The organism is Janthinobacterium lividum, assembly GCF_034424625.1.
Taxonomy (GTDB): domain Bacteria; phylum Pseudomonadota; class Gammaproteobacteria; order Burkholderiales; family Burkholderiaceae_D; genus Janthinobacterium; species Janthinobacterium lividum.
In genome coordinates this window covers 4,110,125-4,132,134 of the sequence record NZ_CP139976.1, presented here as the reverse complement: position 1 = coordinate 4,132,134, position 22,010 = coordinate 4,110,125, and the positions used below count along the sequence as shown (strand labels likewise).

General features: G+C 63.0%; 18 protein-coding genes. 9 read left to right on the top strand and 9 right to left on the bottom strand.

All coding sequences use genetic code 11. The features are described from left to right. Positions 1-2: 2 nt before the first annotated feature. The 6 genes from U0004_RS18705 to araD form a co-directional block, all read right to left on the bottom strand. Positions 3-833: a carbohydrate ABC transporter permease gene (locus tag U0004_RS18705; protein ID WP_034755232.1), complete on the bottom strand. Its 831-nt coding sequence runs from the start codon at positions 831-833 to the stop codon at positions 3-5. Then, positions 830-1,744: a carbohydrate ABC transporter permease gene (locus tag U0004_RS18700; protein WP_070256736.1), complete on the bottom strand. Its 915-nt coding sequence runs from the start codon at positions 1,742-1,744 to the stop codon at positions 830-832. Before U0004_RS18700 ends, U0004_RS18705 begins: the two co-directional genes overlap by 4 nt. A 76-nt stretch (positions 1,745-1,820) precedes the next feature. After that, on the bottom strand, positions 1,821-3,071 hold the full coding sequence (locus U0004_RS18695) for an ABC transporter substrate-binding protein (protein WP_070256738.1): 1,251 nt from the start codon (positions 3,069-3,071) through the stop codon (positions 1,821-1,823). Between the two features lie 46 nt (positions 3,072-3,117). Continuing rightward, positions 3,118-4,221, bottom strand: coding sequence for an ABC transporter ATP-binding protein (locus tag U0004_RS18690; protein ID WP_070256740.1), 1,104 nt, complete (start codon positions 4,219-4,221; stop codon positions 3,118-3,120). 75 nt (positions 4,222-4,296) lie between these two features. After that, entirely contained in the window at positions 4,297-5,109 is an 813-nt protein-coding gene (locus U0004_RS18685) for an HpcH/HpaI aldolase family protein (RefSeq protein WP_034778555.1), read from the bottom strand. 38 nt (positions 5,110-5,147) lie between these two features. Further along, positions 5,148-6,815, bottom strand: coding sequence for an L-arabinonate dehydratase (gene araD / locus U0004_RS18680; protein WP_231958172.1), 1,668 nt, complete (start codon positions 6,813-6,815; stop codon positions 5,148-5,150). 408 nt (positions 6,816-7,223) lie between these two features. Here araD and U0004_RS18675 point away from each other — a divergent pair, with 408 nt between their 5' ends. Both U0004_RS18675 and metE read left to right on the top strand, forming a co-directional pair. After that, positions 7,224-8,258, top strand: a complete 1,035-nt coding sequence (locus U0004_RS18675; RefSeq protein WP_070256744.1) for a LacI family DNA-binding transcriptional regulator — start codon at positions 7,224-7,226, stop codon at positions 8,256-8,258. 284 nt (positions 8,259-8,542) lie between these two features. After that, positions 8,543-10,831: a 5-methyltetrahydropteroyltriglutamate--homocysteine S-methyltransferase gene (gene metE / locus U0004_RS18670; RefSeq protein ID WP_070256746.1), complete on the top strand. Its 2,289-nt coding sequence runs from the start codon at positions 8,543-8,545 to the stop codon at positions 10,829-10,831. A gap of 197 nt (positions 10,832-11,028) precedes the next feature. Here the strand turns inward: metE and U0004_RS18665 are convergent, their stop codons facing one another. Beyond that, complete coding sequence (locus tag U0004_RS18665) at positions 11,029-11,217, bottom strand: hypothetical protein (RefSeq protein WP_034781057.1); 189 nt, start codon at positions 11,215-11,217, stop codon at positions 11,029-11,031. A 137-nt stretch (positions 11,218-11,354) separates the two neighbouring features. Here U0004_RS18665 and U0004_RS18660 point away from each other — a divergent pair, with 137 nt between their 5' ends. Beyond that, on the top strand, positions 11,355-12,470 hold the full coding sequence (locus U0004_RS18660; RefSeq protein ID WP_070256748.1) for a transketolase-like TK C-terminal-containing protein: 1,116 nt from the start codon (positions 11,355-11,357) through the stop codon (positions 12,468-12,470). Here U0004_RS18660 and U0004_RS18655 read toward each other — a convergent pair. After that, a complete protein-coding gene (locus U0004_RS18655; protein ID WP_070256750.1) occupies positions 12,455-12,946 on the bottom strand; it encodes a MarR family winged helix-turn-helix transcriptional regulator in 492 nt (163 codons plus the stop codon). The genes U0004_RS18660 and U0004_RS18655 overlap by 16 nt on opposite strands. A 134-nt stretch (positions 12,947-13,080) precedes the next feature. On the opposite strand from U0004_RS18655, the gene aceE reads away from it, so the two are divergent. The 3 genes from aceE (at position 13,081) to U0004_RS18640 (ending at position 18,215) form a co-directional block, all read left to right on the top strand. After that, positions 13,081-15,756, top strand: a complete 2,676-nt coding sequence (gene aceE / locus U0004_RS18650; protein WP_070256865.1) for a pyruvate dehydrogenase (acetyl-transferring), homodimeric type — start codon at positions 13,081-13,083, stop codon at positions 15,754-15,756. A gap of 17 nt (positions 15,757-15,773) precedes the next feature. Continuing rightward, positions 15,774-16,394, top strand: a complete 621-nt coding sequence (gene gstA, locus U0004_RS18645) for a glutathione transferase GstA (RefSeq protein ID WP_070256752.1) — start codon at positions 15,774-15,776, stop codon at positions 16,392-16,394. A 231-nt stretch (positions 16,395-16,625) separates the two neighbouring features. After that, positions 16,626-18,215, top strand: coding sequence for an aspartate:alanine exchanger family transporter (locus U0004_RS18640; protein ID WP_070256754.1), 1,590 nt, complete (start codon positions 16,626-16,628; stop codon positions 18,213-18,215). Between the two features lie 12 nt (positions 18,216-18,227). On the opposite strand, the gene U0004_RS18635 is transcribed toward U0004_RS18640, so the two are convergent. After that, the gene (locus tag U0004_RS18635) at positions 18,228-19,436 is read right to left on the bottom strand and encodes an MFS transporter (RefSeq protein WP_070256756.1); all 1,209 of its coding nucleotides are present in this window, start codon (positions 19,434-19,436) and stop codon (positions 18,228-18,230) included. Positions 19,437-19,592: 156 nt separating this feature from the next. Here U0004_RS18635 and U0004_RS18630 point away from each other — a divergent pair, with 156 nt between their 5' ends. The 3 genes from U0004_RS18630 (at position 19,593) to U0004_RS18620 (ending at position 22,001) form a co-directional block, all read left to right on the top strand. Next, complete coding sequence (locus U0004_RS18630) at positions 19,593-20,180, top strand: TetR/AcrR family transcriptional regulator (RefSeq protein WP_070256758.1); 588 nt, start codon at positions 19,593-19,595, stop codon at positions 20,178-20,180. 97 nt (positions 20,181-20,277) lie between these two features. Continuing rightward, on the top strand, positions 20,278-20,628 hold the full coding sequence (locus U0004_RS18625) for a VOC family protein (RefSeq protein WP_034781067.1): 351 nt from the start codon (positions 20,278-20,280) through the stop codon (positions 20,626-20,628). A 182-nt stretch (positions 20,629-20,810) separates the two neighbouring features. Further along, positions 20,811-22,001 (top strand): acyl-CoA dehydrogenase family protein, encoded by a 1,191-nt coding sequence (locus U0004_RS18620; protein ID WP_070256760.1) that lies wholly within the window; start codon positions 20,811-20,813, stop codon positions 21,999-22,001. Positions 22,002-22,010 lie beyond the last annotated feature (9 nt).

Genomic DNA, 22,010 nt, shown 5'->3' with positions numbered 1-22,010 from the left:
TCTCAGCCCTTCAAGCCGCCCGAGGTCAGGCCGCTGACGACCTTTTCCTGGAAGATCACGATCAGCACGACGATGGGCACGATGGCCACCACCAGTGCCGCCGAAATGATCGGCCACGGGAAGGCGAACTCGCCTTGGTACAGCTGGATGCCGACGGGCAGGGTGCGGTAGGCCACGGCCGAATTCATCGACAGCGCCAGCAGGAACTCGTCCCAGGAATTTACAAACGCGAGGATGGCGGCCGTCGCCACGCCAGGGGCGGCCAGCGGCAGCACGATGCGCCACAGGGCGCTCAACCGGGTGCAGCCGTCGAGCATGGCCGCGTTCTCGATGTCGCGCGGGATATCCTGGAAAAAGCTCACCATCATCAGGGTGCAGATGGGCAGGTTCAGCACCGTGTACGGCAGCACCAGCGCCCAGTAGGAATTGAGCAAGCCCAGGCTGCGCATGATTTCGAACAATGGCACCATCAGCGTCACCAGCGGGAACATCGACACGCCGATGATGGCAGTGAGGATCAGGCCGCGGAAGCGCAGGCGCAAGCGGGCAATCGCATACGCGGCCAGCGCGCTGATGAACAGGCTGAGCAGGGTCGACAGGCCGGCCACGATCAGGCTGTTGGTCAGGAACGTCAGCAGCGGCTGGTCCTGGAAGGCGGAGATGAAATTGCCGATGGTCGGTTCGTGCGGCCAGTAGGTGATCGGCTTTTGCGTCAGTTCGCTCTCGGTCTTGAGCGAGGTAAACAGGATCCACAGGGCGGGGAAGACGCCGTTGAGGATGACGATCGCGGCGGCGAACCAGCGCAGGCGCTTCGATGAAAACAGGCCGCTCATTCTTTGTCTCCTCTTACATATTTCAGATACACAAACGTGGTGGCCATCGACAGCAGGAACATGAAGACCGCCAGGGTCGAGCCGTAGCCCACGTCGAGGTAGTCGACGGTATTGGATTGGATGTACATGGCCAGGGTCTTGGTTTCGTCGCCAGGGCCAGGCATGTTGTACGGAATATCGAAGGACTGGATGGCCGTCAGGGTGCGGAAGATCAGCGCCACCAGCATCGATGGCACCAGCAGGGGCAGGGTCACTTCCGTGAATTGCTTCCACTTGCTGGCGCCGTCCACTTCGGCCGCTTCATACAGCGAGGCGGGGATGGTTTGCAGGCCGGCCAATAAAATCAGGGCCATGAACGACGAGGTTTTCCAGATGGTCGTGATGCAGATGGCGGCCATGGTCAGCGCGGGCGAATTGAACCAGATCTGCGGTTCCCAGCCCAGGCCGGGGATCAAGAGGTCGATGCGGCGGATGATGTCGTTCACCAGGCCGTATTCGCTGTGGAAGAACCAGGCGAAGATCAGGCCGACGAAGGCCAGCGGCAAGGCCCACGGCAGCAGCAGCGCCAGGCGCACGGGCCAGCGGTACTTGAACGGCATGTTGGCCAGCATGGCCAGGCCCAGGCCCGCCACCAGCGCGCCCGGCACGGTGACGACGGTGATGATGACGGTGTTTTTCAAGGACTTCCAGAACAGGCTGTCTTCCAGCGCCATCTTGTAGTTGTCCATGCCCACGAAACTGGGCAGGCTGCCGCCGGACAGGCGGATGTCGAAAAAGCTGTTGTAGATCAGTTTGCTGACCGGGTAGGCCACGATCAGCAGTAAAAAGAGAATCGCCGGCGTCAGCAGGACCCAGGCCAGCGTTGTTTCGCTGGGGTCCGTGATGCGGCTTTTCAGGGTGCGTTGCCTCATGATTTCCTCGTCTGTTGCGGTGTGCGTATGCGTGTGCCGCCCGCGCCGCCGTCGTGGCGGCACGGGTTCGGTCTCCTTAGCGCAGGATGCGCTTGACCCGGTTTTCGATCTCGGCCACGCCCGCCGCCGGCGTTTTCACGCCCGCCATCACGGCATTCGTGTTGACGCGCACGGCTTCGGACACTTCGCTGTAGCGCGGCGTGACGGGGCGTGAACGGGCGCTTTGCACCACCGGCAAGGCATCGGCGAACCAGCCATTGGCGGCCAGCACTTCCTTGTCCTGGTAGACGGACGGGTAGACGGGCAGGTTGGATGCCTTGATGGCCAGCTGCTTCGACACTTCCGGGCTCGACAGCCAACGCACCAGCTTGGCCGATGCTTCCTTGTTTTTCGAGAATGAAGACACGGCCCACTGCCAGCCGCCGATGCACGAGGCAGGTTTGCCGCCCGCCATGGCCGGCAGGCTGACGACGCCAACCTTATCTTTCACGCTGCTGTCGGCGCCATCCTGGAAGTGATTCCAGGCATAGCCCCAGTTGACGGCAAACAACACATTGCCGGCCTGGAATTCCTTGCGCGTATCGTCGGTGGCCACTTCGGCGATATTCTTTTTCGCCACGCCCTGGTCGACCAGCTTGCGCCACATGGCCAGGCCCGCTTCCGCCTTGGGCTTGTCCAGGGTCAGCTTGCCATTGGTGACCAGTTCGCCGCCCTGGCTCCAGTACGGCAACAGGAAGGTGCAGACGGCGCCTTCGATGGCTTTGCCCTGGAAGCTGATGCCTTGCAATTCCGGATTCTTTTCGCCGGCCTGGATGGTGCGCGCCACGCTGGCCAGTTCATCCCAGGTTTTCGGCGCCGCCAGCTTGTACTTGGCCAGCAAGTCCTTGCGGTAGTAGAGGAACATGGCGTCGGCAAAGGCGGGCAGGGCCACGACCTTGTTGTCGACCATATTCGCTTGCTTGTAGGCGGGCAAATACTGGCCCATGATCTTGTCGCGGTCGGCGCCCAGGTATTTGTCCAGGCTTTCGATCCAGCCGGCCGACGCGTACTGGGCCGGGCGGATGATATCGATCAGGAATACGTCCAGGGTGGTGTCGCCCGCCGACAGCACCGTGTTCAGGTATTTTTGCTGCAGTTCGGACGTGGCGCCGCCCGTTTCCAGGTCGATCTTGACGCCGGGATTGGCGGCCATGAATTTGGCGAACAGTTCGCGCATGACTTCGGGGCGCTCCTGGCCGCCGACGAACACCTTGACGGTTTGCGCGTGCGCGCCGGTAGCGAGGATGAAGGTGGCGCCGAGCGCCAGGACGAGGGATTTGATACGCATGATGTTGTCTCCTGTTTTTGGAATGGGTATGCCGGTCGTTCGCGGCTTATCGGGAGGGCAGTACCGCGCCCCCTTGCGGATCGAACAGATGGAATTTCTCCATGTCCAGCTGTACCGTGACTTGCTGTCCCGGCGCCAGGGCAAACGTGGGCGGCAGGCGCGCCGTCAATTCGCCGCCTTCGCACTGGAAGATGACCAGGGTTTCCGCGCCCAGCGGTTCGACCACCACGACTGTCGCGGCCAGTGCGGCGCTGGCGGGACTGGCCGCTTCCAGCGTGATGTCTTCCGGGCGGATGCCGAATTCCACTGCGCGGCCGTCGAGCTTGCCGCATGCGGCCTGGCGCTCGAGCGGCAGGGCCAGGCGGGCCGCGCCCAGCACGATCTCGGCCTGGCCGGCGCCGTTGCGCGCCACCTTGGCGCCGAGGAAGTTCATCGGCGGCGAGCCCGTGAAACCGGCAACGAATTTCGACACAGGCTCGTTGTAGATCTGGTCTGGCGTGCCGACCTGCATGATGTTGCCGCCGGACAGTACGACGATGCGCTCGGCCAGGGTCATCGCCTCGACCTGGTCATGCGTGACGTAAATGGTGGTGGCGCCGATGCGCTGGTGCAGCTTCTTGATTTCCGTGCGCATTTCCGAGCGCAGCAGGGCGTCCAGGTTCGACAGCGGCTCATCGAACAGGAACAGCTTGGCCTGGCGCACGATGGCGCGGCCCATGGCCACGCGCTGGCGCTGGCCGCCGGACAGGGCGCGCGGCTTGCGGTCGAGCAAGTGGTCGATTTTCAGGATGGTGGCGGCGGCGCGCACGCGCTGTTCGATTTCCGCCTTGGGGAACTTGCGCAGTTTCAAGCCAAAGCCCAGGTTGTCGAACACGGACTTGTGCGGATACAGCGCATAGTCCTGGAACACCATGGCGATGTCGCGTTCGCGCGGCGGCAAGTCGTTGACGACCTGTCCCTCGATGGAGATGGTGCCGCCCGTGATCGATTCCAGGCCCGCCACCATGCGCATCAGTGTTGATTTTCCGCAACCCGAAGGGCCCACGAAGACGACGAACTCGCCTTGCTTGATTTCCAGGTCGATGCCATGAATGACTTCGACGCCGTTGTCGTACTTCTTGACGACCTTTTCCAGTTTTACACCTGACATGCTTGTCTCCAAAAGATGCGAATGACGCGTCTGAGCGCGCTACGTGCGTTGCAACAGTGCGTTACAACAGAACGATTAGTAGGCTCCCGTGTCGAGGGCTTTCGCCAGCGACGGTTTCAGGGCCGTGATAAAGGCATTGGCCTGGCGCATCATCATGCCCATGTCCGAAGCGATGGCCACGTAGTCATAGCCGTAACTGATGAAAGTGTGCACCATTTCCGGCGAGGGGCCGACAATGCCGATCGGTTTGCCGATGGCGCGGGCGCGGCGGGCCGCGTCGGCAATGGCCGCCTGCACGTCCGGGTGGCCGATATTGCCGATGTGGCCCATGGCGGCCGACAGGTCGCCCGGTCCCACGAACAGGGCGTCGACGCCATCGACGGCGGCGATTTCTTCCAGCTGCGCCAGGGCGGCCGGGGTTTCCAGCTGGATAATCGAGAAGACGGCGCCGTTGGCGCGCGTGGCGTAGTCGGGCACGGTGCCATAGCGGCTGGCGCGGTGCATGGCGGCAAAACCGCGCGTGCCGGGAATGGCCTGGCCCGGTTGTGGATAGCGGGTGGCTGCCACGGCGCTGCGCGCCTCGCCGGCATTTTCCACGAACGGGAACATCAGCGTTTGCGCGCCGATGTCGAGCGCGCGTTTGATCTGCACCAGGTCGTTCCAGGCCAGGCGCACGACGGGGCAGGCCGGCGTGCCGCCGACTGCCTGCAGGATCTGGTAGGCGTCCTGGTAGTCGATGGGCACGTGTTCCATGTCCAGCACCAGCCAGTCGAAGCCGGCGCAGCCCATGGCTTCGGCCGTCACGGGCGTGCCGGCCATCAGCCAGCTGCCCAGCGGTACTGCTTTGTCCGCCAGCAAGGCGCGGAAACGGTTGTCCAGGATATCCATAGTTGTGCTCTCTAATATAGGTAGGGAAGGCGGCGGCGTCAGAAAATCGGCGGCTCCGGCGTGGCGGCGTTGCCCAGCAAGAAGTCCAGGTCGCAGCCCTGGTCCGCCTGCGTCACGTGCTCCATGTACAGCTTGGTATAGCCGCGCGCATATTTTTGCGCTGGCGCCTGCCACTCGGCGCGGCGGAGCGCCAGTTCCTCGTCCGTTACCTCCATGTTCAGGGTGCGCGCGGCGATGTCGAGCACTATCATGTCGCCGTTGCGTACCAACGCCAGCGGACCGCCGACGGCCGCTTCGGGCGTCACGTGCAGCACGCAGGTGCCGTAGTGGGTGCCGCTCATGCGCGCGTCGGAGATGCGCACCATGTCGCGGATGCCCTGCTGCAGCAGCTTTTTCGGCACCGGCAGATTGCCCCATTCCGGCATGCCTGGCGCGCCGATGGGGCCGCCATTGCGCAGGATCAGTACCGTGTTTTCATCGATATCGAGGTCGGGTGCGTGGATTTGCGCCAGCATTTCCGCGTTCGAGTCGAATACGAGGGCACGTCCGCGGTGTTTGGCGAACTTCGGGTTGGCGGCCGATGGTTTGATGACGGCGCCGCCAGGACACAGGTTGCCGCGCAGCACTGCCAGCGCCGCGCCATCGGCCACCGGCTGCGACACCTTGCGGATCACGCTGTCGTCCAGGCAGACGGCGTCGGCGATATTCTCGCCCAAGGTACGGCCCGTCACCGTCAAGGCCGTCAAGTCCAGCTGCGGCATGATTTCCTTGAGCAGGGCCGGCATGCCGCCCGCATAGAAGAAATCTTCCATCAGCTTGTCGCCGGAAGGGAACAGGTTGGCGATGACCGGTACTTTTTGTGCCATCGCATCCATTTCATCGAGCGACAGGGCCAGGCCGGCGCGCCCGGCAATGGCCACCAGGTGGATGGCCGCGTTGGTCGAGCCGCCGAGCGCCATGTAGGCCGCCACGCCGTTCGACAGCGCGGCGCGGGTGAAGAAGCGCGACGGCTTCAAGTCTTCCCACACCATGCCGACGATGCGCTCGCCGCATTGCGAGGCCATGCGCACGTGGTTGGCATCCATGGCGGGGATGCTGGTGGCGCCCGGCAAGGTAAAGCCCATCGCTTCGACGATGGACGTCATGGTGGACGCCGTGCCCATGGTGTTGCAGGTGCCGGGCGAGCGCGTCATCTTCGCTTCCAGCTTGATCCACTCGGGCTTGGCGATGTCGCCGGCCACGTAATCGTCCCAGAATTTCTTGGTATGCGTGCCCGCGCCCACGCTCTGGCCGCGGTAGCGGTCGTTGAGCATGGGGCCGGCAGGACAGAAGATGGCGGGGATGTCCATGCTGATGGCGCCCATCAGCATGCCTGGCGTCGTCTTGTCGCAGCCGCCGAGCAGCACGGCGCCGTCGATGGGCAGCGAGCGCAGCAGTTCCTCCGTTTCCATGGCGAGGAAGTTGCGGTAGATCATGGTGGTGGGCTTGACCATCACTTCGCCCAGCGACAGGGCCGGCAGCTCGACGGGGAAGCCGCCGGCCAGCAGGATGCCCCGTTTGACGGCTTCGGCCCGCTCGCGCAGGTGCGAGTGGCACGGCGACAGGTCGCTCCAGGTATTGATGATGGCGATGACTGGGCGGTCGAGGAATTCCTCGCGGCGCAGGCCCATCTGCTGCAGGCGCTGGCGGTGGGCGAACGAGCGCATGTCGTCTGGGGCCAGCCAGCGCTGGCTGCGCAGGGATTCCAGCGTGCGGCGGGAGGTAGCGGAGCTCAATGTGTGTCCTTTTTGGTTGCCTGGCGCGCTGCGTATGGCGTTCCAGTGCGGCTGTCTCGGGTCTTGCTGTCAGTCTTTGTTAGCGCTAACATTGCAAGTACAGCGAAATATAATTTGAATCGCCGGGGGCTGTCAACAGATTTAATGCAGAGGGAATGCGCGTAGCCATTACACTATCGGCATGATTTCATTGGCGCCAATTTCCAGGGTGGAATTTCTGCGGCCCGGCCTGCCAGTATCGCGGTGAGCCATGGCACACCGGCGCCACTCTGGCATCCCCTGTGCAGCCGGCCATGGCATGATGCGTGGTGATCACCGATTTTTGAGAAGGCAGTACCCATGAACGACCCAGTACGCAAGCGGCGCGGCCTCGGCCGCAGCACCGTGTTCGATGTGGCCAAATTGGCACAGACCTCGGCCATTTCCGTGTCGCGCTATTTCAAGGAGCCGGACCGCGTGTCGCAGGAAACGCGCGAGCGCATCAAGAACGCCATCGACCAGCTCGGCTATATCCGCAACGAGGCGGCCGGCGGCCTCGCGTCGACCCAGGGTCGCATCGTGGGCGCCATCGTTCCCAGCGTGTCAAATTCCATCTTTGCGGAAACCATCCAGGGCTTGTCGACTACCTTGTCGCAGCACAATTACCAGTTGCTGCTGGCCACCCACGATTATTCGATCGAGACGGAAGAGAAGGTGGTGCGCGCCTTTCTCGGCTGGTCGCCGCGCGCGCTGGTGCTGACGGGCGCCGACCACAGCGCCGCCACGGAAACCTTGCTGGCGGGCTTGCAGATTCCCGTCATCGAAACGTGGGATATCCGCCCCGAGCGTCCGTATCCGCAAATCGGCTTTTCGCATATCGCCACGGGGCGCGACATGACCTTGTACCTGCACGCGCAAGGCTACCGGCGCATCGTGTATGTGGACAGCGGCATCGGCAGCGATTTCCGCGCGCGCAAGCGGGCCCAGGGGTATGAGGAAACCATGCGGCAGCTGGGTTTGCGTCCTGAAATCGTGCAAGCGTCGGTGACGGCGCCGCTCGACGCGGGCGGGCAAGTGTTCAGCGAGCAAATGGCGCGCGCCGAGCGTCCTGACGCCCTGTTTTTTGCCAACGACAACATGGCGGCAGGCGCCATCTACGAAGCGGCGCGCCTCGGCATCCGCATTCCCGAGCAATGCGCGGTGGCGGGCTTCGGCGACTTCCCGTTCTCGGAAAAACTCATGCCCGCGCTGACGACGATCCGCGTACCGCGCTATGACATCGGCCGCCTGGCTGCACAGGCCATCCTGCAGCGCCTGGGCGAAGTGGACGAGGGCGCCGCGCCGCCAGCCTTGGCGCCGCTGGCCTACCAGCTGATCGCGCGGGCCAGCGCCTGATGGCCACGGTTGACGGCAGATATTGACGAATCATATTTCCATCATCACAACATACAATTGGATAGCTATGCTGCGATGCGGCATCATGCACTTGTCTCCTCTACTTCCTCACAGGAATTAGATTCAGCCCGCTCCCGCAGCGGGCTTTTTTTTGCCTGCGCCCCGCCGCATTCGAGCCGAGGTTCACATGAATATTAATAATGGATGCATGAAGTTTTACCATTATTTTTCATGGATGAAAGCCTCTATGATGTTTCCATACTTCACCAGGAGGCACTACCGCCATGACCGTCACGACACATAATTTGGGCTACCCGCGCATCGGCGCCAAACGCGAACTGAAGTTCGCACTGGAAGACTACTGGAAGGGCCAAAGCAGCCTGGACGCGCTGGAAGGCCATGGCGCGCAATTGCGCCAGCGCCACTGGCAAGACCAGAACGGGCTGGACCTGGCGCCCGTGGGCGACTTTTCCTTCTATGACCAGGTGCTGGACCTGAGCTTTACCCTGGGTAATTTGCCGCAGCGCGTGCGAGGCCTGAGCGGCGCAGCGCTCGACAACTATTTCCGCGTGGCCCGTGGCCGCTCGGCCAGCGACAGCGATTGCAGCTGTATCCACGCCGGTGAAATGACGAAATGGTTCGACACCAATTATCACTACATCGTGCCGGAATTTGCGGCCGACACGCAGTTCAAGCTCGACAGCAGCCGCCTGTTGCAGCAACTGGCGCAGGCGCGCCAGCTCGGTGTAAAAGCCAAGCCAGTGCTGATCGGCCCTGTCACCTATTTGTGGCTGGGTAAGGCCAAGGACGACTCCGACAAGCTGGCGCTGCTGCAAGGCTTGCTGCCCGTCTATGTGCAACTGTTGCAGGAACTGGCCGCCCAGGGCGTGGAGTGGGTGCAGATCGACGAACCGGTACTCGTCACGGAACTGGGCAGCGCCTGGCAACAGGCGCTGGTCACGGCCTACGCTGCCTTGAGCAAGGTCAACAACGTCAAACTGCTGCTGGCCACGTATTTCGGCAAGCTGCAAGATAACCTGGCACTGGCGTGCAAGCTGCCCGTGCAAGGCTTGCACCTGGATGCCGTCAACGCCCGCGAGGAAGTGGCGCAAGTGATCGCGCAATTGCCAAGTTCCAGCGTGCTGTCGCTGGGCGTGGTGAATGGCCGCAATATCTGGAAGACGGATTTGACGGAAGTGCTGGCATGGCTGGAACCCGTGCACGCCAGCCTGCAGTCGCGCCTGTGGATCGCGCCGTCGTGCTCCCTGCTGCACGTGCCAGTCGACCTGGACAGTGAGCAACAGCTGGATACGGATATCCGGTCGTGGCTGGCCTTTGCCCGTCAAAAGCTCGATGAAGTGCGCACCCTGGCCGGTGCGCTGAATAATGGCCGTGCTTCCGTGCAAGCGGCGCTGGACGTCAATCATGCGGCCGTGCAAGCGCGCCGCCAGTCGCCGCGCGTGCACAATCCCGCAGTGAAGGCGGCCGTGGCCCGCAGCAACGCAAGCCTGGGCCAGCGCGCCGGCAGCTATGCCGTGCGTGCCGCCAAGCAAGCCGCACTGCTGCAACTGCCGCTGTACCCGACGACGACCATAGGCTCGTTTCCGCAGACGGCGCAAATCCGCCAGGCCCGCAGCCAGTTTCGCAGCGGCCAGCTGGATGCAGCCAGCTACAAGAAACTGATGCAGGCGGAAATCGCGCATTGCGTCAAGGAACAGGAAACCCTGGGCCTGGATGTCTTCGTGCACGGCGAAGCGGAACGCAACGACATGGTGGAGTATTTCGGCGAACAGCTCGACGGCTACGCCTTCAGCCAGTTCGGCTGGGTGCAATCGTACGGTTCGCGCTGCGTCAAGCCGCCCATCCTGTTCGGCGACATCAGCCGCCCGCGCGCCATGACGGTCGAGTGGAGCACCTACGCCCAGTCGCTGACGGACAAGCCGATGAAGGGCATGCTGACGGGGCCCGTCACCATCCTGAACTGGTCTTTCGTGCGCGACGACCAGCCCCGTTCCGTGTCGTGCCACCAGCTGGCGCTGGCCATGCGCGCCGAAGTGCAGGACCTGGAACAGGCCGGCATCCGCGTGATCCAGATCGACGAAGCGGCATTGCGCGAAGGCTTGCCACTGCGTAAAGCCCAGTGGGCCGAGTACCTGCGCTGGGCCGTGGAATCGTTCCGTATCACGGCCAATGGCGTGGCCGACGAGACGCAGATCCACACTCACATGTGCTATTCGGAATTCAACGACATCATCGCGCAGATCGCCGACATGGATGCGGACGTCATCACCATTGAAACGTCGCGCTCCGACATGGAATTGCTGGATGCCTTCGATGACTTTAACTATCCGAACGCAATCGGCCCTGGCGTCTACGACATCCACTCGCCAAATATTCCTGGCCAGGAACAGATGGTCAAACTGATGCGCAAGGCGGCCGAGCGCATTCCCGCCCAGCGCCTGTGGGTCAACCCCGATTGCGGCCTGAAGACGCGCGGCTGGAAAGAAGTGATCCCCGCGCTGGCCAACATGGTGGCGGCAGCGAAAACCTTGCGCGGCGACAACGTGGCATAAGGATCGCAGGGGTAGGGGAGGCCGTTATGCCTGAGATATAGAACAATCGTATTTCTGTCATCACAACATGCAATTGGATAATGATGCTGCGATGCGGCATCATGCATCTGTCTCCTCTACTTCCTCACAGGAATTAGATTCAGCCCGCTTCCATAGCGGGCTTTTTTTTGCCCGCGTCATGCGTCATGCGTGATGGGCTACAGCACATTCGCCGCCACGGCGGAACTGTAGTTGCGCGCCAGCGCCGCGATGATGGCGGCCATCGCCTGCGGGTTGTCCGTGGCGCCGAAATGCGCGGCATACAGGCGCTTGGCCGCTTCGACTTGCGCATTCGTCAGTTTCACGGCGTAGGCCATGCGCACGGTTTCAGAATTGTTCAGCGTCATTTTTCACCTTGAAGGCAGGAACTCCGGTTGGCTCTCGTGTCCCTTGCTCGCGCAAAGGATTGCAACTACAATAATTGCATTTGCAATCGTATAGGCAATGTCTGCCTTGCGCAAGCGATACCGAGACAGGAGCCGCCATGCAGTCACCCGATTTATTTCCCCATTCTCCACTGCCAGGCGGCGAAACGGGCCGTGCCTTTCAAGCCTGCCTGGCCGCGCTGGCGCCAGCGTCGGACTTGCCACTGGTACATGCTTCGCCGCGCCGCGCGCTGGGCGCCATGGCGGGCAGCCTGAAGCAGGGCGGCGCCGTGGTGGCGCGGATGCGCAAGGTGGGCACGCACGCGCCGCCGTTCTCGGACGGCGACGCCTGGGAAGTGGGAGCGTCCGCGGGTGCCTGGGCTGTGCGCTACCGGCATGGCGCGACGCAGGCGGAAAAGCCGCTGCTCTACCTGTGCAGCCCCGCCTCGCTGCCGGCCTTGCGCGCGGTGCTGGCCGAGTCGGGTGAGCGTGGCATCGTCTGTAATGATGCGGAAACGCAAGCCTCGCACTGGCCGAAAGGCGTGCCCCCCGCGCTGCCCGCCTGGCTGGCCGCGCAGCACAATTGCATGCCGTTCGACCCGGCGACGGGCGAGGAAGTGCGCGCCATCCTGCGCTCGGCACTGGCAACGCTGTACCTGGAACAGCAGCCTGGCTATTACTATCTGGCCATACATGATGAAGATGCGGATGAAGATGCGGATGTGGTAGCGCCCCTGTCGGCCGCCGATGCGGCAGCGGCCAGCCTGGGCATGTACCGCGTGTCGCCGCCGGGTCCGGCGCCATGCCGGGTGCGCCTGTGCGGGGCGGGCAGGATGCTGGCCGTCGTTGCCGCTGCCGCCCGCCTGTTGAAGGAGGACTGGGATATCGCCACGCAAGTGTGGAGTTGTCCCAGCTATACACGCCTGGCGCGCGATGCGCAGGCGGCGGAACAGTGGAACCTGCTCCACCCGCGCGCCACGCCAAGGTTGGCCCATGTGCGGCGCTGTCTCGATGACAGCACCGCACCCGTCATCGCCGTCACCGGCTACGGGCAGCACATCGCGGGGCAGATCGGCGGCTGTGTGCGCGGGCGTTTTATCGCCGTCGGCGCCGATACCCGGATGGAAACGAGTGCGCCATGGCTGGTCGTCACCGCCTTGAAAGCCCTGGCCGACGACGGCGCGCTGCCCCTGCAGTTCGTCGAATACGCGCTGCGGCGCTACGCCTTGCTCTGAACCTTGCTCTGGCCTGCGCCGCGGGCCGCCTCGGCGGCGCGCGCCAGGGCGGCGCTGAAGTCCTGCTGCTCGTCGCTGTCAAATTGCGCCAGGAACAGGTCGGCCACCGTGGCCTGGTACACGGCCCACATTTGCTTGCGCAGGATCTTTCCGTCTTCCGTGATGGAGACAAAGGCGGCGCGCCCGTCTTCCATCGAGCGCGTGCGCGTCACCAGCCGGTCCGTTTCCAGCTTGTCCACCAGGCGCGTGAGGTTGTAGCGCTCGATGGCCAGAGAGTCGGCCAGTTCGTGCATGCGGCGCGAACCGTCCGGGCCGCTTTCGAGTCCCCACAGCACGTCATACCACGCATACACGGGCAGCTTGGCCGCCGCCAGACGGCGTTCGATTTCGCGGATCATCAAGCGGTGCGTGCGCACGAATGAAAACCACAGGTCGGGCGCGGTTGCGGACTTGCTTGCAGGCTCAGTTGCAGACATCGGTATTCCTCCAGAACGATCACAGTTGCAAATGCAATTATAGCGCTATACAATGGCCCGCATAACGATTGCAAATGCAATGATTGCAATGGCAATCGATCATGACGATGAATGCCCACCCCCAGGAGACTGCCATGACCCCATCCCTCGCTGTACCCGATATCGATCCGCAGGAAACCAAAGAATGGCTGGAGGCGATGCAGGCCGTCGTCGCCGTGGAAGGGCGTCCGCGCGCCCACTATCTGCTCGACCAGCTCGTCGATCTGGATAGCACCCAGCACGGCGGCATGCACGGCCGCGTCACCACCGCCTACACCAACAGCATCGCCACGGCGCGCCAGCCCGCTTATCCGGGCGACCTGGCCATCGAGCGCCGCCTGAATGCCTACATCCGCTGGAACGCCATGGTGATGGTGCTGCGCGCTGCCAGGCACTCGAACGTGGGCGGCCACATCGCCACCTACCAGTCGGCGGCCGTGCTGTACGACGTCGGCTTCAGCCATTTCTTCCGTGGTCATACGGACCAGTTTGCCGGTGACCTGGTCTACATCCAGGGCCATTCCGCGCCTGGCATCTATGGCCGCGCCTATCTGGAAGGCCGCGTCACGGAAGCGCAGCTGGACAACTACCGCCGCGAAGCGGGCCGCGAGGGCCTGTCGTCGTATCCGCATCCCCGTCTGATGCCCGATTTCTGGCAATTCCCGACGGTATCGATGGGCCTGGGGCCGCTGACGGCCGCTTACCAGGCCCGTTTCATGCGTTACCTCGAGTATCGCGACCTGAAGCCGCACCAGGGCCGCAAGGTGTGGGCTTTCCTCGGCGATGGCGAGATGGACCAGCCGGAATCGCTGGCCGCCATTTCCCTGGGCGGCCGCGAGCGCCTCGATAACCTGATCTTTGTCGTCAACTGCAACCTGCAGCGCCTGGACGGCCCCGTGCGCGGCAACAGCAAGGTCATCCAGGAACTGGAAGGCACCTTCCGCGCGGCGGGCTGGCATGTCATCAAGGTCATCTGGGGCAGCGGCTGGGATGCGTTATTGCAGAGCGACACGAGCGGTTTGTTGCGTCAGCGCATGATGGAATGCGTGGACGGCGATTACCAGACCTTCAAATCGCAGAATGGCGCGTATGTGCGCGAGCATTTCTTTGGCAAGTATCCGGAACTGCTGGCGCTGGTGGCGCACATGACGGATGACGAAATCTGGCAGCTGACGCGCGGCGGACACGATCCCGAAAAAGTCCACGCGGCCTACGCGGAAGCCATGCGCACGACTGGCCGGCCCACCGTGATCCTGGCCAAGACCGTCAAGGGCTTCGGCATGGGCGAGGCGGGCGAAGGACAGAATATCAACCATCAGCTGAAAAAGATGAGCGCCGACGCCGTGCGCGCGTTCCGCGACCGCTTCGCGCTGCCCGTCAGCGATGCCCAGCTGGAAGACATGCCCTATCTGAAACCGGCGCCGGACAGCGAGGAAGCGCGTTACTTCGCCGCGCGCCGGACGCAGCTGGGCGGCTACATTCCCGCCCGCATCAGCAAGGTGGCTCCCTTGCCCATACCGCCGCTGTCCGCGTTCGCCACCCAGCTCAAGGATAGCGGCGAGCGGGGCGCGTCCACCACCATGGCCTTCGTGCGCATCCTCGGCACCCTGCTGAAAGACCCCGCCTTGGGCAAGGTCATCGTGCCCATCGTGCCCGACGAATCGCGCACCTTCGGCATGGAAGGCCTGTTCCGCCAGATCGGCATCCATTCCTATCTGGGCCAGCTGTACACGCCGCAGGATGCGGGCCAGCTCAGCTATTACAAGGAAACCAAGGATGGGCAGATATTGCAGGAAGGCATCAACGAATCGGGTGCCATTTCCTCCTGGATCGCCGCCGGCACGTCCTACAGCAACCATGGCCTGGCCACCATCCCGTTCTACATCTTCTATTCGATGTTCGGCTTGCAGCGCGTGGGCGACCTGGCCTGGGCGGCTGCCGATGCCCGCACGCGCGGCTTCTTGCTGGGCGCCACCTCGGGACGCACGACACTGATGGGAGAGGGACTCCAGCACGACGATGGCCACAGCCACGTGCTGTCGTCCGTGATTCCCAACTGTATTTCCTACGATCCCACCTATGCCTACGAGCTGGCCGTGATCATCCACGACGGCATGCGCCGCATGTTTGCCGAGCAAGAAGATATTTTCTATTACATCACCTTGCTCAACGAAAACTATCCGCATCCGGCCATGCCGGAAGGCGCCGAGGCGGGCATCTTGCAGGGCCTGTATCTGCTGCAGGAAAGTCCGGCAGCACCCACGGCAGCCGCGCCGCGCGTACAGCTGATGGGCAGCGGTTCCATCCTGCGCGAAGTGCTGGCCGCCAGCGTTCTGCTGCAGCAGGATTTCGGCGTGGCGGCCGACGTGTGGAGCGCCACCAGCCTGACGCAAGTGCGGCGCGACGGCCTGGCCGTGCAGCGCTGGAACATGCTGCACCCGGACAGCGCGCCTCGCGTGCCGTACATCGCGCAATGCCTGGCCGGCCGGCAAGGCCCGGTGGTGATCGCCACCGATTACATGAAGATCGTGGCCGACCAGGTGCGCCCCTTCGTGCACGACCGGCGCTTCGTTGCCCTGGGCACGGATGGCTTCGGCCGTTCCGATACGCGCGAATCCCTGCGCACCTTCTTTGAAGTGGACCGCCATTTCATCGTGCTGGCCGCCCTGACGGCGCTGGCTGACGGGGGCCAGCTGCCGCGCAACAAGATTGGCGTAGCCATCGCCAAGTACGGCATCGACGTGGAAAAACTTGATCCCGCGTCCGTGTAACTTTTCGAGGAGTAATCATGAAACTGTATTACGCAACGGGCACGTGTTCCCTGTCGCCGCACATCGTGGCCATCGAGGCGGGCATCGCGCTGGAACTGGAAAGAGTCGATATTCGCAAGATTCCACGCGTCACGGAAACGGGCGCCGACTATGCGCAAGTGAATCCGAACCTGTATGTGCCGGCGCTGGTGCTGGACGATGGCACCGTCTTGCTGGAGGGCACGGCCATCGTGCAATATCTGGCTGATCTGTCGCCGGACAGCGGCCTGGCGCCGCCGCCGGGTTCCCTGGCGCGCGTGCGGCTGCAATCGTGGCTGGGGTTTATTGCCACCGAGCTGCACAAGGTGTTCAGCCCCTGGCTGTTCCACCCGGAATACGGCACGCAGGCGCAGGACGTGGCCCGCTCGCGCCTGGCTGCACGCCTCGATTATGTCGAGCGGCAATTGGCGGCCGGCGGGCCGTATCTGCTGGGCGAGCGCTATTCCATCGCGGATGCCTATCTGTACACCATCCTCAGCTGGTCGGCGCATACGCAGGTGGATCTGTCGGCCTTCCCGCAAGTGAGGCGCTTGATCGAGCGCGTCGGCGAGCGTCCCGCCGTGCGCCAGGCGTTGCGCGAGGAGGCGAGCAGATATTGATAAATCATATTTCCATCATCACAACATGCAATTGGAATGATATGCTGCGATGCGGCATCATTCACCTGTCTCCTCTACTTCCTCACAGGAATTAGATTCAGCCCGCTTCCATAGCGGGCTTTTTTTTGCCCGTTTTTCAGGTACAAACCTGCGCACGCTTGCTTGTCATCATCGCCATCGTGTTGCTTTTGTGCATGCTAAACTGGGCCTTCCCCAGACCAAGGTTGCCTGATGCTTCAATTATTTCGCCACACGCTGGAGTCCACGCCCATTCTCGCCCTGTTTCTCGTCATCGGCGCCGGTTATGCGCTGGGGCGCATCAGCGTGTTCGGCTTTTCTCTGGGCGTGGGCGGCGTGCTGTTCGCGGGGCTGGCGCTGGGCGCGTTTGCCCCCGGCGCCGTGCCGCCGCCGATGGTCGGCTCCATCGGCCTGCTGCTGTTCCTGTATGGCATAGGCGTGCAGTACGGCGTGCAGTTTTTCGCCGGTTTGCGCGGTGCGGGGCAGAAACACAATCTGATCGCTTTTATTGCCGTCATGGGCGGCCTGGCCGTGTCTGTCTGGGGCGGGCAGTGGATTGACATTTCTCTGCGCATGGCCAGCGGCGTGTTTGCCGGCGCCATGACCAGCACGGCTGCCTTGCAGGCGGCGCTGGAAGCGTCGCACGGCAATGGCGACGCGGCCGTCGGCTATGCCGTCGCGTATCCGTTCGGCGTTGTCGGTCCCATGCTGGGCCTGTACCTGGCCGGGCGCATCTTGAAACCCGTGCTGACGCCGCCGCCGGCGCCCATCGTCGTGTCCGAAATTACCATCGATGCAGCAACATTGGCGGGCGCGGCCCTGTCCGAACTGGCCGACGGCCCCCTGGCCGGCGTGCAAGTGATCGGCGTGCGCCAGGGGCACCAGAACCGCTTGCCCGACCCTGGCCTCGTGCTCGGCGTCGGGGACGCGCTGATGGTGTCGGGCACGGTGGCGGGGGTGGAAGCGGCGCGCACGGCGCTGGGCCACCTGGACCCGGGCCGGCTGATGAAGGACCGCAGCGCGTTCGACGGCACGGAAGTGTTCGTGTCGGACGCGGAAATCGTCGGCGTGCCCCTGGGCGAATTGAACTTGGCGAAAGACTTCCCCCTGCAGATCGCCTTCATACGCCGCGGCGACGCTATGATCCTGCCGCATCCGTTCCTGACCCTGGAATTCGGCGACAGGGTGATGGCCATTGCGCCGGCGAAACATGCGGCCGATGTGCGCAAGCTGTTCGGCAATTCCATCACGGCCACGGCCGAGTTCAGCTATGTCTCGCTGGGCATGGGCATGGTGCTGGGCGTGCTGCTGGGCCTGGTGCCTATCCCCTTGCCGTGGATAGGCTCGTTCAGCCTGGGTCTGGCCGGCGGGCCGCTGGTAATGGCGCTGATTTTGGGACGCCTGGGCAGGGTGGGCAGGATCAGCTGGCGCCTGCCGCTGTCGGCCAACCTGGTCATGCGCAACTATGGCTTGACGATTTTCCTCGCTTCCGTCGGCATGGCCTCCGGCTTGCCCTTCGTGCAGCAGGTGGGTGCCAATGGCTTGCCCATGCTGGCGCTCGGCGCCGTGACGGTGCTGGTGGTGGTGGCCCTCGTCGTGATCCTGGGCAAGATATTCCTGCGCCTGCCGTTTCCCGAGTTGCTCGGTATCGCCGCCGGCGCCACGGGCAACCCGGCCGTGCTGGTGTTCGCCAACCGCCTGGCCAAGTCGGACCGCCCGAACCTCGGTTACGCGATGATTTTCCCCAGCATGACCATCGTCAAGATTGTGGCCGTGCAGGTGCTGCTGCATCTGTACGGCTGATTGCGGCCACAGTCAGTCTCTTGCAGGGCCAGGCTGCTTGTCGGCGTCAACCAAGCGGATGCCAAAAGACAGCAGCAAGGCGGCAGCGGCGCATCCTGCGGCAAGCCACAGGTTGGCTGAGAGGCCCAGCCTGTCCACGGCCTGGCCACCGGTCCACGCCCCGAGCGCAATGCCGATATTGAAGACACCGACATACAGCGCGGCGACGATCTCCACGGCCCCGGGCGCCGCCTTCATCATCAAGGTCATCAGGCCGACCGATACGCCACCGTAGGCCAGTCCCCAAGCCAGCAACACCACGCCGCCGCCGATGCCGGAGTCGCCGACAGCCAGGAACAGCAGCGGCGTGAGCAGCAGGCCGCCCGAGATGGCGACGATGGTAGTCGCCGTGCGCCGCGCCGCCACGACACCGGCCAGGAAGTTTCCAATGATGCCCGCGCAGCCATAGGCAAACAGCAGTGCGCCCAGCCATTGCGTATCAAACCCCGACATGGACAGCAGTAGCGGGCGCACGAAGGTAAAGGCCATGAAATGGCTGGTCACCAGCAACAGGGTCAGAAGCAGCCCCGCTTGCAACTGCCTGTTGCGCAGCTGTTTGCCGAATTGGCGCAAGGTCGCCGCACCGGCAGCGGGCAGTGCGGGAATGACGGCCAGATGCAGCGCCAGTACCAGGCTGCTGAACAGCGCCATGGCGCCGAAGGCCCAGCGCCATCCTGCAACGTCGCCGATTTGTGCGCCTAGCGGCACGCCCAGCACGGAAGCGGCCGCCACGCCACCGAAGATGATCGACGTTGCCAGGCCGGTCGAGCGCGCAGGAACCAGGCGGGAAGCGAGGCCGCCGGCGATGGCCCAGATGCCGCCCATGCAAAACCCGACGAGAACACGGGCAGCCAGCATCCACGCCATGTTCTGCGCCAGGGCCGAGGCAATGTTCGCGAGCACCAATAGTGTCAGCAAACCACAGAGAATCTTGCGCCTGTCCAGGCTGCCCGATGCGACCACGACCAGCGGCGCAAACATGGCCGCCAGCAATGCTGGCAGCGAGATCATCAGGCCGGCGGTTCCCGTGGAGGTGCCCAGGGTGTCAGCAATCGGCGTCAGCAGGCCGACCGGGAGCATTTCTGTCGTCACGACCGAAAAGGTGGCCATGCCGACGGCGCAGACCGCCAGCCAAGGGTGGCGGACACGGGGTTGTGCGGCAGCGCAGGCAGACGTACTCATGGTTCATATCCTTCATGTGATCATTCGATAAACGGCGCATGCCCTGCTTGCAATGGAGATACGTCGCAGTGATAATACATACATCGCGTATGAATAGTATATATTCATACGCACTGTATGTAAACAATCATGCACTACGTATGCAAGGAGGAAGCAATGGTTCGCCGCACCCGTGTGGAAATGGAAGAAACCCGAGCATCGTTGCTGGCCACGGCCCGCAAAGTGTTCAGCGAGCGCGGTTATGCCGACACGTCAATGGATGACCTTACCGCGCAGGCTGGCCTGACGCGTGGCGCCCTGTATCATCACTTCGGCGACAAGAAGGGCTTGCTGCTGGCGGTGGTCGAACAGATCGATGCGGAAATGGATGGCCGCCTGCAAGCCATCTCCGACAGCGCCGAAGACTTGTGGGAAGGCTTTCGCAGCCGCTGCCGTGCCTATCTGGAGATGGCCCTGGAACCGGAAATTCAGCGTATCGTCTTACGCGATGCGAGGGCGGTCCTCGGTGGCGTTTCACCGGACTCGCAGCGCCATTGCCTCGAGTCGATGCAAAAGCTTATCCAGCAGCTGATTCACCGAGGCATCGTGGCCGACGCTTGCCCAGAAGCACTGGCTTCGATGATCTACGGCAGTCTGGCAGAAGCGGCGTTCTGGATCGCAGAAGGTGAGGAAGGCAATGCGCGTCTGATAAAAGGAGTGGCGGCATTGGAATTGCTGTTACGGGGGATGTTGCTTGACAAGTAATCGCGTCAAGTGGCCATCATGCCAGAGTCGGACACGTCTGGAGACGTGGAGGGCGATATTGAGCAGGGTTGGACTTATATAGACATGGAGGAAAAATATGCAAGTCAAGCGTATCGTTGCAAATTTCCCGGCGTCGGATCCGGGCCTGGCGCGGACGTTTTACCAGGACGTGCTGGGTCTGAGCCTGTTGATGGACCACGGCTGGATCATGACGTATGGTTCGCAAAGCGAGATGAGCGTGCAAGTGAGCTTCGCGACGGAAGGCGGCTCGAATACCGCTGTGCCCGACCTTTCCATTGAAGTCGATGACGTGGATGCCGCATTGGCACGCATGCGTGGAGCAGGGTTTCCCATTGAATATGGTCCTGCCGATGAACCTTGGGGTGTCAGGCGGTTTTTCGTGCGCGACCCTTTCGGCAAGCTCATTAATATCCTGTCGCACACCTAGACGCGGTCCCAAGGCCAGCAGTCAGCCAATTCCACCCGCTTCCCTTGCGCGCCAGCCTGTGTAAAAGGCCTGGCGCGCCTCCCAATCTGTTGTACAATCCTTGAGAACGGTCGTGCTTTTTTGTGCGCTGAGCTTCCTTGCGTGCAGTCATCACGGCAACCGATAAGAACAAGGAGACAGACATGGACCTGCATTACACGGCCGAGGAGAGCGCCTTCCGCGACACGGTGCGCGCCTTCCTCGACACCCATCTGCCGGCGGACTTGCAGCGCAAGGTGCGCCAGCATCTGCGCCTGAACCGCGACGATTACGTGCGCTGGCACAAGATTGTCGCGCAACAAGGCTGGGCCGCGCCGGCCTGGCCCGTCGAACATGGCGGCACGGGCTGGACGTCCGTGCAGCGCCACATCTGGGAAGACGAGTGCGCGCGCGCCGCCACGCCGCCGATTTTGCCTTTCGGCATCAACATGGTGGCGCCCGTCATCATGGCCTTCGCCAACGCCGAACAAAAAGCATATTATTTGCCGCGCATCCTGAACTGCGACGACTGGTGGTGCCAGGGCTATTCCGAGCCGGGCGCCGGTTCGGACCTCGCCTCGCTGAAAACCACGGCCCAGCGCGACGGCGACCATTACATCGTGAATGGCCAGAAAACCTGGACCACGCTGGGCCAGCACGCGGACATGATCTTTTGCCTGGTGCGCACGGATAGCACGGTGCGCAAGCAGGAAGGCATCAGTTTCCTGCTGATCGACATGAAAACGCCGGGCATCACCGTGCGCCCCATCATCATGCTCGATGAAGAACACGAAGTAAACGAAGTCTTTTTCGACAACGTGCGCGTGCCCGTCAGCAATCTGGTCGGGCAGGAAAACAAGGGCTGGACCTACGCCAAGTATCTGCTGGGGCACGAACGCACGGGCATCGCCGCCGTGGGCCGCTCGAAGCGCGAGTTGACTTTCCTCAAGCAGCTGGCCATGCAGCAAACCAAGCGCGGCGCGCCGCTGCTGCACGATGCCGCTTTTGCCGCCAAGGTGGCTACCCTGGAAATCGAATTGATGGCGCTGGAAATGACGGTCTTGCGCGTCATCAGCGAAGAAGGCAAGGGGCCGGGGCCGCAGGCATCGATGCTGAAGGTGCGCGGTTCGGAACTGCAGCAGCAGTTGACGGAACTGATGGTCGAAGCCATCGGCCCGCAAGCCTTGCCGTTCGATCCCGCTTTCCTCGATGGCAGCGCGCAGCACAGTGCCGCCGGCGACGACCTGGCCGCGCCGCTGGCCGCGTACTACTTCAATTACCGCAAGACATCGATCTATGGCGGCTCGAATGAAATCCAGAAAAACATCATCACGCAGATGATCCTGGGCCTGTAAGCCAGAAGG

Bases quoted from the DNA above. Each gene is read 5' to 3' on its own strand.
- U0004_RS18685 (WP_034778555.1), bottom strand. From the start codon at position 5,109: ATGGATATCCTGGACAACCGTTTCCGCGCCTTGCTGGCGGACAAAGCA.
- U0004_RS18695 (WP_070256738.1), bottom strand. From the start codon at position 3,071: ATGCGTATCAAATCCCTCGTCCTGGCGCTCGGCGCCACCTTCATCCTC.
- U0004_RS18690 (WP_070256740.1), bottom strand. From the start codon at position 4,221: ATGTCAGGTGTAAAACTGGAAAAGGTCGTCAAGAAGTACGACAACGGC.
- U0004_RS18625 (WP_034781067.1), top strand. From the start codon at position 20,278: ATGCAAGTCAAGCGTATCGTTGCAAATTTCCCGGCGTCGGATCCGGGC.
- araD (WP_231958172.1), bottom strand. From the start codon at position 6,815: ATGCGCTCGTTCGCCCACCGCCAGCGCCTGCAGCAGATGGGCCTGCGC.
- U0004_RS18635 (WP_070256756.1), bottom strand. From the start codon at position 19,436: ATGAGTACGTCTGCCTGCGCTGCCGCACAACCCCGTGTCCGCCACCCT.
- metE (WP_070256746.1), top strand. From the start codon at position 8,543: ATGACCGTCACGACACATAATTTGGGCTACCCGCGCATCGGCGCCAAA.
- U0004_RS18665 (WP_034781057.1), bottom strand. From the start codon at position 11,217: ATGACGCTGAACAATTCTGAAACCGTGCGCATGGCCTACGCCGTGAAA.
- U0004_RS18620 (WP_070256760.1), top strand. From the start codon at position 20,811: ATGGACCTGCATTACACGGCCGAGGAGAGCGCCTTCCGCGACACGGTG.
- U0004_RS18640 (WP_070256754.1), top strand. From the start codon at position 16,626: ATGCTTCAATTATTTCGCCACACGCTGGAGTCCACGCCCATTCTCGCC.
- U0004_RS18705 (WP_034755232.1), bottom strand. From the start codon at position 833: ATGAGCGGCCTGTTTTCATCGAAGCGCCTGCGCTGGTTCGCCGCCGCG.
- U0004_RS18660 (WP_070256748.1), top strand. From the start codon at position 11,355: ATGCAGTCACCCGATTTATTTCCCCATTCTCCACTGCCAGGCGGCGAA.
- U0004_RS18675 (WP_070256744.1), top strand. From the start codon at position 7,224: ATGAACGACCCAGTACGCAAGCGGCGCGGCCTCGGCCGCAGCACCGTG.
- U0004_RS18655 (WP_070256750.1), bottom strand. From the start codon at position 12,946: ATGTCTGCAACTGAGCCTGCAAGCAAGTCCGCAACCGCGCCCGACCTG.
- U0004_RS18630 (WP_070256758.1), top strand. From the start codon at position 19,593: ATGGTTCGCCGCACCCGTGTGGAAATGGAAGAAACCCGAGCATCGTTG.
- U0004_RS18700 (WP_070256736.1), bottom strand. From the start codon at position 1,744: ATGAGGCAACGCACCCTGAAAAGCCGCATCACGGACCCCAGCGAAACA.
- gstA (WP_070256752.1), top strand. From the start codon at position 15,774: ATGAAACTGTATTACGCAACGGGCACGTGTTCCCTGTCGCCGCACATC.
- aceE (WP_070256865.1), top strand. From the start codon at position 13,081: ATGACCCCATCCCTCGCTGTACCCGATATCGATCCGCAGGAAACCAAA.